Genomic DNA, 18,222 nt, shown 5'->3' on the forward strand with positions numbered 1-18,222 from the left:
CTGAATAACGATTGCTACTTTTTATTCTGTATATAATACTTATGTGACAGTCAGTAAATAGTTCTATTACTATTTCCGATTCATTTATGTTCGCTTAACACTATTAATTTCAATCCGATAGCACTATTCACCACTTCAACTTCAACTCCATCTTTTACCATATTGGTGAGGATCAGTGGTCCCTTATTTTTTTTGATCCAAGCGCCAATTACCCTTATTAGAGTTCGATCCATTTTTTTCAGTTATTTTTGTGCTGAAGTCATGGGCACGTGACATAAGTTAACTAGTTACGCTTTCCAGATTTGACTTTACACAACTTATTAGTCCTTATTGACAAAGAGCCAGATTCTTGCTTGTTTCGCATTAGTAAACAAAGAGGCTCGTAAGTACTTTAATAAGACTTACGAACCTTTTTCGCTTTTCTGTCTCATAAGCGGACTCACTACTTCGCGTCACTTTTTCTCAGTAGCGATCATTCCACATACAATGTCACAAATTTTGCATGGTCAATCTTTTCAAGAGTGACGGCATTATTTTCCACCAGAAGTGCTTCTTTCTTAGCTTCTTTTAGATTGACTGTTTCTACTACGTTCACTGGATGGTTGAATGTGATAGTCGCATGTCCCACTTCATCTAAAAGCCCATTGTATAGACGCAAAATGTAACCTGAACGCTCTTCCGCCTTTTTCAATACACTCAAGGTTAGATTGCCATTGATCTCAAAAAGACTAAAGTTTGTCGGCAAAGTTGGCTCAACCGATCCTAAAGTAAAAATCAATCGGGAATTCAGGAATTCTGCGTATTGATAAAGAGTGATCGGTGTTACTGCTTGTTTGGCACGTTGTGCGACATTTGCTTGGTCAAATCCCTGAGCAAAGTAAGCAATGGAGAAATCAAAATGCATCGTTTTGTGGCACTGTGCAGCTGGTGTCTCAATCACTGATTCTCCTGAAGCACGCCCTGGGCGATACAGTAGATTCTCTTTCCCCATGAAGCCATAGGTCCGGAAAATGGTTAAGCGAATCGTATCAAACGCTTCTCCCACAATCTCATATTCACGTACCCCTTGGGGCATGACTGCTACGCCATGGGACGCATCGAATAAACCGACAAAGGATTGACAAGTTTCTATGGCAATCGGTTGCTCATTCCATTGCTCTTTATTGGTTTCCCAAAGGGCCATTTCTTTTTCAAATACAACTGGGCGCTCCAACGTACCAAACTGTTGGTCAGCAAGCGAAAATTTCGAGGAAATCCCAGTATTAAATAGCACACATACCCGATGACTGTCCACTTGTTGGTTTTCAACCGTTAATTTGAAATCAATTTGTTGTGATTGTTTTTTCAACACCATCGTCAATTGGATCGGCAGTGGAGATGAGACTTTCTTTTCTGCACGTTCAGCTAAATCCTTCGGAACCTTCAACGTGTAAGCTACATGGATTTTCTGATAAATCTCTGATTGCTGAATGGTGATCGTTGGTTGCGCATCAATTGATGAAATCACAAAATCTTTCACAGGTGGTGAATAATTGAATGAATCACCATCGTCGCCATTTTCTTCAATGATCCCTTGGTTTTGGTAAAGCACTTGATTGGTTTTATCAAGAATATCCAAAGAACCATTGTTATTGACAGTGATCTGATAGTACTCATTTTCAACCGTATTGGTTTTAACATCCTGCAATGGTGCGCTTGTATCACCTTTCAAATCAACCGTCAGCTGGGTATACCCCATACTCGGCACATCCGTCGTTTCTAAGGCAATCTTCGCTTTATAGACTTTCTCCGGCAAATAGATTTCCTTGACTGGATTTAAAATATTTCCTTGATTCAAAACATACTCCGTTTGGTCGGTAAGCTCTAAAATCGTATAAGGCAACGCCTGACCAGCTTGATCAAGAATCGCAAACTCTTTTTGTGGCAAATAAACCTCTGCTTCAATGACCCCATTGCGCCTTGTATCATAGGTATTGAAGAGCGTGAAAGTAATTTCTTGTGCTTGTGGGTTATTGATTGCAGTAGAAATCTGTCGTAAAGTCAATTCGACAAGATTCATGGAAATATCTCGCGCCTGCTTATAGCGCATATAGATATCTTCATTGGTCGTATCAGAAACACAAGAACCAATGGAATCATGCGCCGCATTTTCAAACATTAACTTCCAAATCTCTATGACTGTTTCCACGGGGTACTCAAATCCTAATTGCATGGCCATCGTTAAGATAGGCTCCATGACATTGACTAAGTAATGTTGGATCTGAGTGTTCATCGCCTTCAAATCAGGACGTGAAGAAAAAATCGTTTTATGGATTCGCATCAATTTGCCATTGATCAGTTCACCGGCGATTTCTTCCAACTCAGGATGGCCTTCTTTGACTGCGGCAATGTATTTTTCAATCGTTGAAAATTGTAACTCATACTCATCCTCATAAAGTTGATTCATTCGATCAACTAATTCTGGAAGATTTTCTCTGACTGGTGCTTGGTCGAAACCATTTGGAAAATACACTTGATCGGTAGCACTGCGTCCCCAAGTCGTTTTAAACGGTTCTTGATGTAAGAACTCTGCTAATTCTGCTTCTCGTTCTGGAATGGCACCGCCAATGTAGTACCCACTTGGGATCTGGTAGACATTGACCACCGAACCATCTTCTCCACGCCATTTGTACTCTGTATATTTAACGTCGTCATCACTGACACCACGCCAAAACATCGTATCATTGATACCAAACTCACGATAGATTTGTGGCATACTGGCTGCTTGGCCGAAAGAATCTGGGACGTACCCAACATTCATGTATGTCCCGAAATCTTCACAAATTTTCATGCCGTATAACATATTCCGAACAATGCTTTCTCCCGAGATCACTAATTGATCGGTTTGAGTGTACCATGGGCCAATGATCAACTTCCCTTGTTGAACAAGTTGTTGAATCCTTTCTTTGTCCTGCGGACGCCACTTCAAGTAATCATCTAACAGCGAAGCCTGTCCATCTAAAATGAAGCTCTCATAGGGATCATCCTTTTCTAGTTGTTCAATGACTTTTCTTAAATTGTGCATCAAATAGATTTTCGAGCGACTTGTAGTAAAATACCATTCGCGATCCCAATGACTGTGGGGTACGACATGTACTGTTTTTTTCATTCAATCATTCCTCTCCCGTTATTAAAAAAGGCACGTAACGATGGTTGTCGTTAGTGCCTATTAATTTTTCTCAATTTTTTTACCATCTGGTACGCATAATTTGTTCCTTACGTAAAATATTTCGAATTTTGCCATTTTCGTACAAGCTAAAAGCGTTCTTAGAAAATCATCTGCTCGTGCCTTTTCTTTCGCTACTATTTAGCTAATCGGCTTTGTTACTCAATTTTCAAAGCTCAATTCAATATCATCAAGCGTAATGTCTTCTTTTTGTTCTTCTTGCTTATTGAAATTCACAAATAAAGGAGCGACAAAACCGATGAAAGCAGCTCCTGCAAATAGTCCAATCAAATACGCCCAACCGTTCCCAACAGTGAAGAAGCCATAAATCCCTCCAACAGGCGGCATTTTGTCATACATTCCTAACGCGATCCCCAAACCTGAAGCGATTGCTCCTCCCAACATGTTGATCGGTACAAGCCGTAATGGATTGACTAATGTAAAAGGAATTGCTCCTTCTGTGATTCCGATAAAGCCCATAATAAAGTTATTACGGCCAGCATCCAATAGCTCTTTATTGAATCGATTTTTGTGGAATAAAGTTGCTAAGGCGTATCCAAATGGCACCGCACAAATCGCAACATTTACGATAATTGCTGGTAAATACACACCTTCAGCTAGTAAAACATTTCCTGCCATCCAAGCAGCTTTGTTTACAGGCCCCCCTAAGTCAGAGCCAATCATTGCCCCCATGATGACTGCAAGCAAAATTTTGTTGACGTCGTTTTCAATCATGGTTCGAATCCATTCAACCAAGCTAGTATTAATCCATGCCAATGGCTCAGAGAGTAATGCGCCCATGACGATCGCTACGGATAATGTAGCAATCAAGGGTAAAATGACCAGCGGCATCACTCCAGCAAATGACTCCGGTAATTTGATATGTTCTTTAGCCCACTTCACTAAGTATCCTGCTAAGAACCCAGCAATAACTGCCCCTAAAAAACCAGCATTTGTGCTAGAAGCGACCGCACCGCCGATAAAGCCGGCCCCTAAAGCAGCTTTATCTCCAACAGAATACGCTATAAACCCAGCTAAGACAGTATTGATCAAACCGATTCCTGTCCACCCTACTTGTTCAATCAAATAAAGCGCATGTTTAAAGCCTTCAGTGCCAGCATAAGGATCTAAGCTTGTTATCCCCATACCAAGAGCAATCATTTTCGGAATGGCAACAACTAGTGAAGCGCCAATAATCAACGGCAGTACAAAACTAATTCCACTCATCAAGTGGCCTTTTACATCTGCTAGAACTCTTTTCATCATCCTTGCCTCTTTCCTTTAGTTTGCGTTTCTTTGTTCCACAGCTGCGACACATTTCTTTAGCACCGCTTCCGGTGCTTTGATACACGTATTAATATTTACCCGAATTTGCGGTTTTCCTTCAAACCGTTCCATCCCAACAACTTTTTGATCAGTCGCTAAAAGTAAGAAATCTGCTTCTTTTGCTTCTGCTGCAGTGATCTCGTTGACTTGCCCTAACGAACCTTGCTGTTCGATTTTGACCTCATAGCCCAGTTTCACACCAGCTTTTTCTAAAGCTTTTGCGGCCATCGGTGTATGTGCCAATCCTGCTGGACAGGCGGAAATCCCTACTATTTTCATATGATTTTCTCTCCCATCATTTCCTTTTTGATCAATTCTGCTAAATAAGCTTTATCTTTCGATTGTTGAATCTGCTGGATGAATGTATCTTCAAGCAACGCTGTTGCTAGGCGACTCAACATTTGCAAATGCACCGTTCCTTCATCTTTTTTAGGAACCATCAAAGCAAACACATTTTTGACTGCAGAATCATCGAAGGTTTCCCATTCGATGGCTTGTTCTAAGCGAATAAACAAAACGGTCGGTTTCAAAACCGGTTCAGCTTTTGCATGCGGAATAGCAAAGCCTTCTTGTAAGCCAGTTGAATATTGTGCTTCCCGTTCAATGAATGCCGCATATGTGTCTGTTGCATCGGTAACGATTCCGGATTCATAGGCATGATTCGCAATCACGTGAAACAGTTCTTCTTTTGATCTAACAGCCACATTCAAGAGAATATTTTTTTCCTGAAAATCCATCTCATCTGCTCCTTTCCTTTATTCTAAAACCATCATAGTAATTCGTGTGGTTTATTTTCTGTACACGTTTAATTTACGGTTTCTGATACACGATGTAAACACACCAAATTTCCAATTCAAGTGGCAATCATTAGTAAAGCGTTTTCCAAAATGATTGCCAACTCTTCTGGAAATTTTCAGTACTAGTGAAGCATTTCATTCTTATTCTTTCTATTGTATGATGAGGAAGAGCACGGAGGTGAAACAATTGTCAAAACTTGCTTATCAACGATTAGATGATCTATTGGAAGTATTAACTAGACAAACGGTGCCGCTACCAATGAAGGAGTTAACGAAAAACTTCTCGATTTCTGAACGAACGGTTCGGACAGACATTGCGAATTTAAATGATTTATTAACAAACGTGGGAGCCTCCATCAAGTTGATTCGAGGGCAAGGCTATTTGTTGTCCATTGGTTCAAAAGAACAATTTCATGACTGGTGGACAGAAAGTATGTCAACCACAGAGTTCTTTCTAACCACTAGTGAAGAACGACAAACCTACCTACTTTTCCTATTATTCAAGAATGAAAACCCTTTATCCTTGGATGATTTTCTCGATCGGTTATTTATTAGTAAAAACACATTTTACTCATACTTAAAAACGGCTCGAGACAATTTAGCCACCTATCACTTAAAAATAGTAAATCGACCAAATATTGGCTTTGAAGTCTTGGGTAACGAATTCGCCAAGCGTCAGGCTATCAGTGATCTGTTAATTGAAAAAGATCTACAAGAGTACTTGATCGGTTTTACAGAAATGGAACTTGAGTTGTTTGATACGATCAATCTAGTCCACTTACAAGAATTGGCATTAAATCATCTGGCATCCTTAGACTTGTTAGACTCTGACTACTATCATAAAAACATTCTTTCTCATTTTGCTTTAGCAATCAGCCGCTTTATAGCTGGCCATGAGATCAACGAATTTCCCTTGCATGTGCCTGCGCTCAAAAAAGACGCCCAGAAAGTAGTTGGTCATTTCTTAGAAGAAATCGATCATGCATTTGATATACAATTGACTGCAGGAGAAAAACAATACTTTATTTACTATCTTGCGATGAATGCACCACGTTTAGTTGAAACTGGCGATTCAAACGATTCTTCCACAGAAACTGCTAAAGCTATCGTCGAAGAATTACTAACTGCGATCAAACAGACGTCAAACTATGCATTAGAGACAGATAAGATGCTAATAGAAGATCTGACTTCTCATATAGAAGGTTTTATCAATATGAATCTAATGGATGCACGCCGCAGCAATCCATTACTGGCAACGATCAAAAAATCTTTTCCACAGGCTTATGATTTATGTTTGACCCATTTAGAAACGGTAAGCATGAAACATGGTTTTTATTTTTCTTCTGATGAGATCGGTTATATTGCTTTGCACATCGCAGGTGCTATGGAAAGGAGTTCTATCAGAAATCATCATAAACATCGCGTCATCCTTGTTTGTGGAACCGGTCGAGCCATGAGCCGTATTATTGAAGCGAAAATCATCAAGCACTATCAAGAAACGGTCGAAGTCGTTGATCGCTTTTCTTATGTTGAACTACAACAATGTGATCTTTCTGCAATTGATTTTGTAATCACAACCGTTCCATTAGAGCTGTTTTCTGTTCCTTCAATTTATATCAACATGGCACAACTAGACAAGGAAATCAGCAAAATCGAATCGTTCATTGAAACACTAAGCGAAGCAAAAAACGGCATCTATTCATTGTTTCAAGAAGCATTTTTTCTTCATGAAAATCATGCAGATAAAGAGACCCTGTTAGAGAAAATGGCACAGCAATTGTACCAAAAAGATTTTGTGCCAAAAGATTTTTATGACAGTGTGAAGAAACGAGAAGCAATCAATCAGACGAATATCAACGAGTGGTTAGCTATCCCCCATCCCATGACATTGATGGCGAAACGCTCGGTTGTTTCAGTGGCAATCATTCCAGATGGCGTTGATTGGGGAAATGGTGACTTGGTTAGATTTGTCTTTCTCTTTGCGATACAAAAAAACGAATATGAAGAGACAGAAGAAATCTATAGTCTTTTATTAGAGTTGATGGATCGTGAAGATGTTCAACAAGCAATCTTGCAAAAAAGTGATTATCACCACTTTTTGAGTTGTATGAAACAATTATAAAAAACTGGGAACACCGCTAGTAGCTTTACACGTCTAAATCAATCAGATGACTGGAACAGTGTTAAATTTGGCACAATGATCTTATTAGCTCATGCAGCTGATTTATCACTTGATGGATTCGTTGATTATTTACAGACAAAAAAAGAGTCTTCTGCCAATTAAATGGTTGAAGGCTCTTTCTCTGAAATCAACTCACTGGGTTTTCATGCTTGTAAAGCAATCATTTTTTTGATGGTATGGAGTACCGCATCTTCATCGTTCGACTTTGTCACAAATTGTGCAACTTCTTTGATTTGCTCAAAGGCATTGCTCATCGCAAAGCTGTAAGCGGCACATTCTAATAACTCGACATCATTTAGACCATCGCCAAATACCATGGTTTCTTCTGGTGTGACGTGGAGAATTCTTTGCAATTCTGTCACTGTTGTTCCTTTATGGACATTAAGATTTGAGATATCGATCCAAGCGGCTTCTGAAGCAACGATATAGGCTTTTTTTTTTAATTTTTCCAATTGTTTGACATGTTCAAAACAGTTTTTTTTTCGGATCAAACACGGTGATTTCCAAAAAAATGACTTTACCGAAACAGTTTTTGTTTCAATAAAGTCGATTTTTTTTTATTTATTTAGTTTTTCCAACTAGCAACTTTTTCTTGGTTCTTATCGATCCATTCTCTTGCTGCTTGTTGTGGATCTTTGCCGTTGTTGATTTCCAACATGACTTCTTCCATGTCTTTTTCTGTCCAGTTGAATTTATCCAACACAGCGTATGCTTCTGGTTGATCTTCTTTTAAGCCTTGGCGGACGATAGTGTGGATTTCTTCCGCATCTCCCATCGCATTTTTTGGATCTTCTAGATATTTCAAGTCATACTTCGCAAACATCCAGTGTGGTGTCCAACCAGTAAAGACGATTGGTTCTTGATTTTTGATTGCTTGTCCTAATGCAACCGTCATTGCACCTGAAGAAGAGGTCTCAACTGTCCACCCCTCCAGATTTGGATATTGGGCAATCGTATTTTCTGCAGCATTCACCACACCTGCACCAGGTTCGATACCGGTGATTTTTTTGCCTGCTTCATCGGTTAGATCCGCAATCGAGTTAACATCCATGTATGCTGGAACAGCTAATCCGACTTTGGCACCTTTCAAGTTTGCACCTAGATCATCGACTTGATCTTTGTATTGTTCATATTGAGAACCATGAGTCTTAGGTAACCAAGCAGCCACCATTCCATCTGATTCTCCTTTTGCAACGGATTCCCACATGATCGAATTATCAAGAGGTGTCACTTTCACATCATAGCCCATCTCTTTTAAGACTTCTGCTACGACATTTGTTGAAGCAACTTCTGTATCCCATTCCACATAAGAAAGATTGATCGTGTTTGTTTCTTTTGTTGAAGAACTAAAACTTCCAACACCGATCGCACCTAATAAAACAACGACTACTGCACCAATGATCACTCCTTGGCGCTTTTTATTTTTTTGTTTCGCAGTACCTGCTGCTTTTTGATCATTTGGTTGATTCAAGTGTTGCGTAAAACGGTCAATGATAATGGCTAAGATCACCAATGCTACCCCATTGACAAAACCATTTCCGACTTGTGCACGTTGTAAAGCAGAAAGGACACCACGACCTAAACCAGGCGCTCCGATCATTGAGGCAATCACGACCATTGAAAGAGAAAGCATAGTTGTTTGATTGATCCCTGCCATGATCGTTCCTTTTGCTAGTGGTAATTCAAGTTTCACTAGTTTTTGCCAACTCGTACTACCAAATGAATCAGACGCTTCTACTAACTCTTTCGGTACTTGGCGAATACCTAGGTTCGTAAAGCGAACAGTTGGTGGTAAGGCAAAAATCACTGAGGCAAACACCCCTGGAACCATACCAATTCCGAAAAAGGCAACCGCTGGAATCAAATAAACAAAACCAGGCATTGTTTGCATAAAGTCAAGGATCGGTTTAATGATTCCTTGCGCTTTATCATTTTTTGCCATGAGAATACCAAGAGGTACACCAATGATGATCGAGATCACACTAGATAGTAAAACCAATGTGACAGTATTCATCAAATCTGTCCATAGCCCTTGATTATAAATGAACCATAAGCCAATCAAAGTAAATAATGTCAATCCGGGACGTTTTTTTGAAATAAAGAACGCTGCAACTGCCATTAAAAGAATAAATAGTGGTGCTGGTATCACTAATAAAAGATTCGTGATAGCTGTCATCACTGCTTGACCAATCGTTTGAAGGAATGAGAACAGTCCTGCGAACGTTGTTGTCAACCAATCAGTGATCGTTTCGACCCAGTCAGCGACGGGTATTTGATAGTTCAATAGATTATTCATGTTCGCTCACCTCACTTGTTGCTGCTAATGCTTCGATTACGCTACCTCGGATAATAACGCCTTTTAATTTCCCGTTATCAACCACGGCTAATGGAGTCGGCGAATCATAAATAATATTGAAGATATCACTAACTAACATATCTTTACCGATCACGGTAACATTTTCATCAAGGAAATCGATCAATGGACGTTTTTGACGTCTTGCTTCTAATGCTTGATCTGCTGTAATGATCCCTTTTAAGTTACGTTTTCTATCAACAGCCATCAACATGCTGACTTCTTCATTACGCATACGTGTCAACGCAACGTTTGGACCATCTGATTCGATGTTTGTTGTTAGTGCAGGAACCATGATGTTTTGCGCCGTCAAGACTTTCGAGCGATCGACTTCTTCAACGAATTCTCTCACGTAATCATTGGCTGGATTAGTCAAGATTTCTTCCCCAGTACCGATTTGCATGATTTCTCCGTCTTTCATCAACGCAATGCGATCCCCGATACGCAATGCTTCATTTAAATCATGTGTGATAAAGATGATCGTTTTTTGCACATTGGATTGTAGTTCCAATAACTCATCTTGCATTTCACGACGAATCAATGGATCAAGTGCTGAGAAAGCTTCATCCATCAATAGGATCTCTGGGTCATTTGCCAATGCTCGGGCTAACCCAACACGTTGTTGCATCCCACCAGATAATTGACTAGGATATTGATCTTTAAAGGATAACAAGCTTGAGTTCTCTAACGCTTTTTCTGCTTTAGCTTGACGTTCTTCTTTAGGAACACCGCGAACTTCAAGACCGTATTCTGTATTTTCTAAAATCGTACGATGTGGGAATAGACCGAAGTTTTGGAACACCATGTTGATTTTGTGACGACGAACTTCGCGAAGTTCTTCTTTGCTAAGTGTTGAGATGTCTTCTCCATCAATCAAGATATTGCCAGATGTTGGTTCAATCAAACGATTCAATAGACGGATCAAGGTTGATTTCCCACTCCCCGAAAGTCCCATGATCACGAAGATCTCACCTTCTTGTACATCAAAACTCGCTTCATATACACCGACAGTTGCGCCGGTTTTTTGTAAAATCTCTGTTTTCGATTGGTGCTTTTTCATCATTTCCAAAGCAGTTTGTGTTCGTTTACCAAATATTTTCGTTAAGTTTTTGACTTCTACTTTTACCAAACAAATTCTCCTTTGTATGTAAATTCATTTTTCTTTCTGAAAAAAGTGACCACACTACGATAACATCATGTAGTCACTTTGTCAAAATTCAAGCATCTCTATTCTTAGTGAAACTATACAAAAAAATGGTCAATCCCTTATCAGTATAGGGATTGACCAAAATTAGAATTAAATGAGATTTTTCTTATCCGCTCGTTCACTGCCCATCTGGATAAAAAAAGTTTGTCATTCGTTGCAGCGTATACTCGTTCCCAATAAAGTGGACAGTATCCCCCGCTGAAAATTTAGCATATGGACCAGGCGAGACCAACAGTTCTTGATCGTGGGAAATTGCAATCACTGTTGCACCAGTGGCTTGCCAAATATTCAATTCGCTGATGGATTGGTTTAAGTGAGCCGCTTCCTCTGTCAAAGCAAGTTCAAAAGGCAGAAGTGGGTTCATCTTATGTATTCGTTTCGTTTGGCTCACCAGTTGATCCAATAGTTGTGAAAAATGGTTCAATTCTTCTTGTTGTTTTTTCACGCTTTCCATGATTTCTGCTTTTGTTTCTTGGATCGATTGCACATCTTGGTATTGTAAAAGGAAATCCTTTGCTTTTTCTTTAGATGCTACAAACGCGCCACTGCCATGACGAACTTCCATGATCCCCAGATCGACCAAAACATTGATTGCTTTACGAGTCGTCTCTGGCGAAGCGTTATACGTGCTTGCTAAAGTGGATCTTGCATGGATCTTCTCGCCGATTTGATAACGATTTTCTACGATTCGTTCAGCCAAATCAACAGCGATCTGTTGATAACGTGGGCGAACCAGTTTGGTTTTTTCACTCATTTTATTCTTCCTCTTTCATCTACTTGTCAGCTAACATCTTACTATGGACGCTTCAAAGAAGCAAAAGTAAACTTGTTTTATTTTTTTCTTCTATACAAGAAATCCGGTAGTTATCAGTTGATTTCTCAAACTAAACAGTTCGTATCACTCACTTCGAGAATAAAGCGACAACCACGAAAATCAAAAAATTTTCGTGGTTGTCTTTTTGTTTCTTGCGCTAAAAAATAAATTTCATTTAACTTGTAAATTTTTTCAAATAGTCACTACTTACATCAAAATGACGGCTAGGAAATTCTGGGAAATAAAGATCACTTGCCCACTGCCAAGCTGCTGTATCTGTATGCAAAGGATTTTTATCAGAAGGATCGTAGGGCCACTGTGCAACCCAACAATTTTCTTTTCCTAGACGTGTCATATCCAATTTGTTTTCGGTGAACCAAGAAGCACTCGAATAGTGGGCGACGTTTTGATAGCCTCCCTGTTGGATCGCTTTTTGGAAAACCAATGCATTATCTGTCACTTTGTCCACGTTCATCTTTGGATTTTCGCTATCGTTGACAACAACAGTTGACGATGACAGGTTCAACTCTTTCATATAATCCAATAAAAACTGAGCTTCCCCTTTTGTGTCAGCTTCTTCATTGAACCACGCATAATGATAGACACTTACTTTTAGGCCTGCCGCAACGGCTGAAGCAATCTGTTCAGGAGCAAGCGGATTTTTATACGAGTCTCCTTCAGTCAATTTTATGACTACCCCTTTAATGCCGTAGGTTTTCATCGTTTGAAATTCTTCACTCGATATCTTGCCATTATTGGAAGATATGTCAATAAAATCTTTAGCTGGTCTGCCTGGTTCTGCAGCGGAGATTCCTGAATCGTCTGTCAGACTTCGAGTGAATGACTCTGAGAATTGGTTGCTGCTACCTAACACATGTTGATTTTTTTCAGTAATCGTAGGTTTGATTGGAATCGAAGTTGCCTGTGCTGTTCCTCCAACGTAAACTAGTAAAGTAAAACAAATAACACCTACCCATTTGACCATTGTACGCATCTTGGATCGCTTCCTTTTATTGAATTTTCAAAGCATCAACAAGACGTCCTGTTGGCTCTATTTAAACAAAAATCTAGGAATAAAAAAACAGATAACATGACAATTAACCAATTTTTAAACATAACATCGTTATTAAAAATTAAAAAAATATTGTTAGTTCAATTTTTACAACATTTATCATCTTACTACTATATATAGTGAGTACTCTTTTGACTTTTGCTATTTTGATTCGGGTTTCTCTTTTCGATGATCCTTAGACACTTCATGATCATTTTTCGTTTTGTGAAAAAATTTCTATCTCTAAAATGTATAAATACCTTTTTCTTCTGGTTTTGATCTGCATTTATTTCTCTTCTTCTTTCCATCATTTTGCATACCTTTTTCGTTTGTGATTTTTCGATCGAACATTCATTTATTGGCAAGCAAAGGTTAAAAAAATATTTTTTAACGGAGTTTTCCACAAGCATTTCTGTATTAATACAAGCGAATCTGCACGAGATACTTGTTTTCATTGTTTTTCAAAAACCACAAAACATAGTATTCCACAATTCCCACAACACAAGATGTAGTGTTTGTTGATTGACTTTTTTACTAATAGATTTATACTATTGATTATAGAGAAAACACACGAGCAAGGAGGCAAATAATAATGAACGTAAAAATCTTTTCAAAAAATAATTGTATGCAATGTAAAATGGTGAAACGCTTTTTAGCTGAAAATAAAATCGACTTTGAAGAAGTAAATATCGACGAGCAACCTGAAGCAATCTCATGGTTAAAAGACCAAGGATTCCAAAGTGTTCCGGTCATCACTTCAGACGCAGCGACTGTCATTGGTTTCAGACCAGATCAACTACGTCACTTAGCTAGCTAAGAATCATTCAAACAGTTGTCAAATAGATCGAGGATTTACTTGATCCTCTGCCACCATGGATTTGATGGACTTACGGATATTGTCCGTAACCTCCCCAAATCCTTTTTTACAGCAATGAACACCACTATATCTTGTGGTCAAACACGTATCATCAAAATCAAAAAGAAGGTTGGGCGTATGTATGAGTCTTAAAAATCTAAAAGATGTCAGCTACTTTAAGCTGAACAATGAAATCAATCGACCAGTCAACGGGCAAATCCCTTTAAATAAAGATAAAGAAGCTTTAGCTGCTTTTTTTGAAGAAAATGTCAAACCAAATACGATGACGTTTCCAACAGTGATCGACAAAATCCAGTATTTGATCGACAACCAATATTTAGAAGCAGAGTTCATTCAATTATATAGTAGTGAATTTATTGAAAAACTTTATCAATTCCTATTCGAACAAAACTTTACATTTAAATCATTCATGGCAGCCTATAAGTTCTACTCTCAATATGCGTTAAAAACAAATGATGGTTCTGCCTACTTGGAATCTTATGAAGATCGTGTCGCATTCAATGCGTTGTACTTTGCGAATGGCGACGAAGAACTAGCCTTAGCTTTAGCTGATGAAATGATCCACCAACGTTATCAACCAGCAACCCCTTCATTTTTGAATGCTGGACGTAAACGTCGTGGTGAACTTGTTTCTTGTTTCTTGACTCAAGTAACGGATGATATGAATTCAATCGGTCGTTCGATCAACTCTGCCTTACAACTTTCACGAATCGGTGGTGGTGTTGGGATCACACTTTCTAACTTACGTGAAGCCGGAGCGCCGATCAAAGGATACGAAGGTGCAGCTAGCGGTGTTGTTCCAGTCATGAAATTGTTTGAAGATAGCTTTAGTTATTCGAACCAATTAGGACAACGTCAAGGTGCGGGTGTCGTTTATTTAAACGTCTTCCACCCAGACATCATGATGTTCCTTTCAGCAAAAAAAGAAAATGCAGACGAAAAGATTCGCGTGAAGACTTTATCACTTGGTGTGATCGTCCCAGATAAATTCTATGAATTAGCACGTAAAAACCAAGAAATGTATCTATTCAGTCCTTATAGTGTGGAAAAAGAATATGGTGTGCCATTTTCTTACGTAGATATCACTGCGGAATATGACAATTTAGTCGCAAATCCAAATATCCGTAAACAAAAAATCAAAGCCCGTGATTTAGAAAATGAAATCTCTAAATTACAACAAGAGTCTGGTTATCCGTATATCATCAATATTGATACGGCAAATCGTGAAAATCCTGTAGACGGTAAAATTATCATGAGTAACTTATGTTCTGAGATTTTACAAGTACAGACACCTTCTGTCATCAATGGCAAGCAAGAATATGAAGAGTTAGGGACAGACATCTCATGTAACTTAGGTTCTACAAACATCGTCAATTTGATGGATAGCCCTGACTTTGGTCGCTCTGTCCGCACGATGACTCGTGCATTGACGTATATCACAGATGCTTCAGACATTGACGTGGTTCCACCGATCCAAAACGGGAACAAATTGAATCATACGATCGGACTTGGTGCCATGGGACTTCATACTTATTTTGCCAAAGAGCAAATGGAATATGGTTCCGAAGAATCAATTGATTTTACCAATGTTTATTTCATGTTGTTGAATTACTGGACACTTGTTGAAAGTAACAATATCGCACGTGAGAGAAAACAAGTCTTCCATAATTTTGAAAAATCAGCTTATGCAGACGGCACTTATTTTGATAAATATGTCACTGGCGAATTCCAACCAAAATCTGAACGAGTTGCTGCTTTGTTTGATGGTATCTTTATTCCGACTGCCCAAGACTGGGAAAACTTGAAGCAAGCAATCATGAAAGATGGTTTGTATCACCAAAATCGTTTAGCTGTAGCACCTAATGGTTCTATTTCTTATATCAATGATACTAGTGCAAGTATCCATCCGATCACTCGTATGATCGAAGAACGCCAAGAAAAGAAAATTGGGAAAATCTATTACCCAGCGCCTTATTTATCAAATGAAACAATCCCGTATTACACTTCTGCTTATGATATGGATATGCGTAAAGTGATCGATATTTATGCCACAGCACAAAAACATGTGGATCAAGGAATGAGTATGACGTTGTTTATGCGTTCAGAAATCCCAGAAGGTTTGTACGAATGGAAAGAAACGACAAAACAATCCACACGTGATCTAAATATTCTAAGACACTACGCTTTCCACAAAGGAATCAAATCGATTTATTATGTACGTACGTTTACAGACGATGCAGAAGAAATCGGCAGCAACCAATGTGAAAGCTGTGTGATCTAATTTCACTTAGTGATAGAACCCGTTACTGGATTTTAATAAAGGAGCATTCTCATGTCAGAAACTTATTATGCAGCGATAAACTGGAATGAAATTGAAGATATCATTGATAAATCGACTTGGGAGAAATTAACTGAGCAATTTTGGTTAGACACACGTATCCCTTTGTCAAATGACTTAGACGACTGGCGTACGCTTTCCCAATTAGAAAAAGATACAGTTGGTCACGTATTTGGTGGATTGACTTTACTTGATACCGTCCAATCAGAAAGCGGGATGGATCAATTACGTAAAGATGTCCGCACGCCCCATGAAGAAGCGGTATTGAACAATATCCAATTTATGGAGTCTGTCCATGCGAAAAGTTACTCTTCGATCTTCAGTACATTGAATACGAAAAAAGAAATCGAAGAAATCTTTGAATGGACGAATACCAATCCTTATCTACAGAAAAAAGCGGAGCGTATCAATGAGATCTACAAAAACGGTACGCCGTTAGAGAAAAAAATTGCGAGTGTCTTTTTAGAAACCTTCTTATTTTACTCAGGATTCTATACACCACTTTATTATTTAGGAAATAATAAATTAGCCAACGTGGCAGAGATCATCAAGTTGATCATTCGTGACGAATCTGTCCATGGCACGTATATTGGCTATAAATTCCAACTAGGTTACAACGAATTACCTGAAGAAGAACAAGAAACATTGAAAGACTGGATGTATAATTTGTTATATGAATTATACGAAAACGAAGAGCGCTACACAGAAGAATTATATGATCCAATCGGTTGGACGGAAGAAGTCAAAACATTCTTACGCTACAATGCAAATAAAGCATTGATGAATCTAGGAATGGACCCACTATTCCCTGATACAGCAAACGATGTCAACCCAATCGTGATGAATGGGATCTCTACTGGTACAAGTAACCACGATTTCTTCTCTCAAGTCGGAAACGGCTACCTATTAGGTAACGTAGAAGCGATGAAAGATGAAGATTACTTGATTGGTTTAGACTAAACAAAAAAAGAGCTTGGATATTGCATCCTCGCTCTTTTTTTGTTTCTCTTTAACCAACTACCAACCTTAGTTCTGCCTATTTTTTATCTAAATAAAGATGTGCTGGATACGTCATATATTCGACAGGTTGCAATTGATCGATCGTGACATAGCCTGCGTTTGAATTGATCACCGTAGGTATCCGGTTAATCAACGTAGCGCACGTATGCTTTGGTGTATCTGGTTTGGTCACTTCAAATTGCATACTTGGCGTTCCTTCGATCGACCAAGTACATAAATCGCCTTCACCTGTCTGATAGACTTTCCCAGTACAACCGACTTCCACCACTGGACCTTGTACCGTTTCAATCGTTGCAACGGCAGACATGCCGATCGCTTCGCCTGCTTTGATCGGCCGTTCCATTGTTTTCGATGGAATATCTTTATCTAAAACGATTGGAACGTTCTTTTGAGCAATGCGTTTGATCGTCCAACCCATTTTGGCACAGATGGCTTCTGCGGTCATCCAAGAATAGGAAGGCAAATCGGTTGCATTGGCAATTTCTTTGTCAAATTTTACTTGATCATAGCCCACACCATGCGCTTCCGCTAACGCTTTCCCATAGTGTTCGACATCATAACTAACTTCCCCACTGATTTTTTGTACATCATTCATGCCAGCAGCCAGCAGCGTTGGAAACAACACCCAGTAAATATCTTGCATTCCTGTTCCTGAAATCGTAACGTTGTTGGCTTTTGCGATTTTATCCAAACGATTGGTTTCTGCAACCGAAGTCGTCCAAGAATATAAAGCTTCTTCACTGATTGTTAAAACATTGACTCCATAGGTCAAGGGTATCTCTAAACTTGGCATGAAATCTTTGATATAACTAGCTATCGTGACTAATGCCACATCGGCATCACAGTTTTGAAATACTTCATGGGGATCGTTAGAGATTTTCACTCCTAAAGCTTGGTCATATCCTAAATATAGCCCCAGATCCTGACCGATCGCCTCTGGACGATTGTCTACAGCTCCAACGATTTCAATATCTTTTGCCATGGCATATTTGATAATCTCTTTCGACATTTTTCCACAGCCGACTTGGACCATACGAATTTTTTTAGTCATT

13 protein-coding genes and 1 pseudogene are annotated in these 18,222 nt (G+C 39.0%); 4 read left to right on the forward strand and 10 right to left on the reverse strand.

The window, feature by feature from the left end:
* Window positions 1-472: 472 nt before the first annotated feature.
* The 4 genes from mngB to IGK01_RS11885 all read right to left on the reverse strand — a co-directional run bounded on the left by mngB (window position 473) and on the right by IGK01_RS11885 (window position 5,268).
* Window positions 473-3,148: a mannosylglycerate hydrolase gene (gene mngB / locus IGK01_RS11870; RefSeq protein ID WP_153830029.1), complete on the reverse strand. Its 2,676-nt coding sequence runs from the start codon at window positions 3,146-3,148 to the stop codon at window positions 473-475.
* A 219-nt stretch (window positions 3,149-3,367) separates the two neighbouring features.
* A complete protein-coding gene (locus IGK01_RS11875; RefSeq protein WP_010734326.1) occupies window positions 3,368-4,468 on the reverse strand; it encodes a PTS fructose transporter subunit IIC in 1,101 nt (366 codons plus the stop codon).
* An 18-nt stretch (window positions 4,469-4,486) separates the two neighbouring features.
* Entirely contained in the window at window positions 4,487-4,810 is a 324-nt protein-coding gene (locus IGK01_RS11880) for a PTS fructose transporter subunit IIB (protein ID WP_005225262.1), read from the reverse strand.
* On the reverse strand, window positions 4,807-5,268 hold the full coding sequence (locus tag IGK01_RS11885; RefSeq protein ID WP_010734325.1) for a PTS sugar transporter subunit IIA: 462 nt from the start codon (window positions 5,266-5,268) through the stop codon (window positions 4,807-4,809). Before IGK01_RS11885 ends, IGK01_RS11880 begins: the two co-directional genes overlap by 4 nt.
* A gap of 247 nt (window positions 5,269-5,515) precedes the next feature.
* Between IGK01_RS11885 and IGK01_RS11890 the strand changes: the two genes are divergently transcribed.
* Entirely contained in the window at window positions 5,516-7,450 is a 1,935-nt protein-coding gene (locus IGK01_RS11890; protein WP_023520324.1) for a BglG family transcription antiterminator, read from the forward strand.
* A 203-nt stretch (window positions 7,451-7,653) separates the two neighbouring features.
* On the opposite strand, the pseudogene IGK01_RS11895 reads toward IGK01_RS11890, so the two are convergent.
* From IGK01_RS11895 to IGK01_RS11915, 5 genes and pseudogenes are all read right to left on the reverse strand, one after another.
* Window positions 7,654-8,020 (reverse strand): annotated as a pseudogene (locus IGK01_RS11895) (HAD hydrolase family protein); the annotation flags it as partial.
* Window positions 8,021-8,075: 55 nt separating this feature from the next.
* Entirely contained in the window at window positions 8,076-9,806 is a 1,731-nt protein-coding gene (locus IGK01_RS11900; RefSeq protein WP_010734322.1) for an ABC transporter permease/substrate binding protein, read from the reverse strand.
* Window positions 9,799-10,992, reverse strand: a complete 1,194-nt coding sequence (locus tag IGK01_RS11905) for a quaternary amine ABC transporter ATP-binding protein (RefSeq protein ID WP_019723090.1) — start codon at window positions 10,990-10,992, stop codon at window positions 9,799-9,801. The genes IGK01_RS11900 and IGK01_RS11905 overlap by 8 nt, the downstream gene beginning before the upstream one ends.
* Window positions 10,993-11,188: 196 nt before the next feature.
* Window positions 11,189-11,824: a GntR family transcriptional regulator gene (locus IGK01_RS11910; protein ID WP_010734320.1), complete on the reverse strand. Its 636-nt coding sequence runs from the start codon at window positions 11,822-11,824 to the stop codon at window positions 11,189-11,191.
* A gap of 235 nt (window positions 11,825-12,059) precedes the next feature.
* Entirely contained in the window at window positions 12,060-12,878 is an 819-nt protein-coding gene (locus IGK01_RS11915) for a GH25 family lysozyme (RefSeq protein WP_023520326.1), read from the reverse strand.
* A 649-nt stretch (window positions 12,879-13,527) separates the two neighbouring features.
* Here IGK01_RS11915 and nrdH point away from each other — a divergent pair.
* The 3 genes from nrdH (at window position 13,528) to nrdF (ending at window position 17,110) form a co-directional block, all read left to right on the forward strand.
* On the forward strand, window positions 13,528-13,752 hold the full coding sequence (gene nrdH, locus IGK01_RS11920; RefSeq protein WP_010734318.1) for a glutaredoxin-like protein NrdH: 225 nt from the start codon (window positions 13,528-13,530) through the stop codon (window positions 13,750-13,752).
* Window positions 13,753-13,933: 181 nt separating this feature from the next.
* Window positions 13,934-16,093, forward strand: a complete 2,160-nt coding sequence (gene nrdE, locus IGK01_RS11925; protein ID WP_062806161.1) for a class 1b ribonucleoside-diphosphate reductase subunit alpha — start codon at window positions 13,934-13,936, stop codon at window positions 16,091-16,093.
* Between the two features lie 51 nt (window positions 16,094-16,144).
* Window positions 16,145-17,110: a class 1b ribonucleoside-diphosphate reductase subunit beta gene (gene nrdF / locus IGK01_RS11930; RefSeq protein ID WP_010734316.1), complete on the forward strand. Its 966-nt coding sequence runs from the start codon at window positions 16,145-16,147 to the stop codon at window positions 17,108-17,110.
* Between the two features lie 76 nt (window positions 17,111-17,186).
* Here the strand turns inward: nrdF and IGK01_RS11935 are convergent, their stop codons facing one another.
* Complete coding sequence (locus IGK01_RS11935) at window positions 17,187-18,221, reverse strand: NAD(P)H-dependent amine dehydrogenase family protein (RefSeq protein WP_077151979.1); 1,035 nt, start codon at window positions 18,219-18,221, stop codon at window positions 17,187-17,189.
* Window position 18,222 lies beyond the last annotated feature (1 nt).

It is taken from the genome of Enterococcus sp. AZ080 (assembly GCF_051714945.1).
Lineage (GTDB): Bacteria > Bacillota > Bacilli > Lactobacillales > Enterococcaceae > Enterococcus_B > Enterococcus_B pernyi.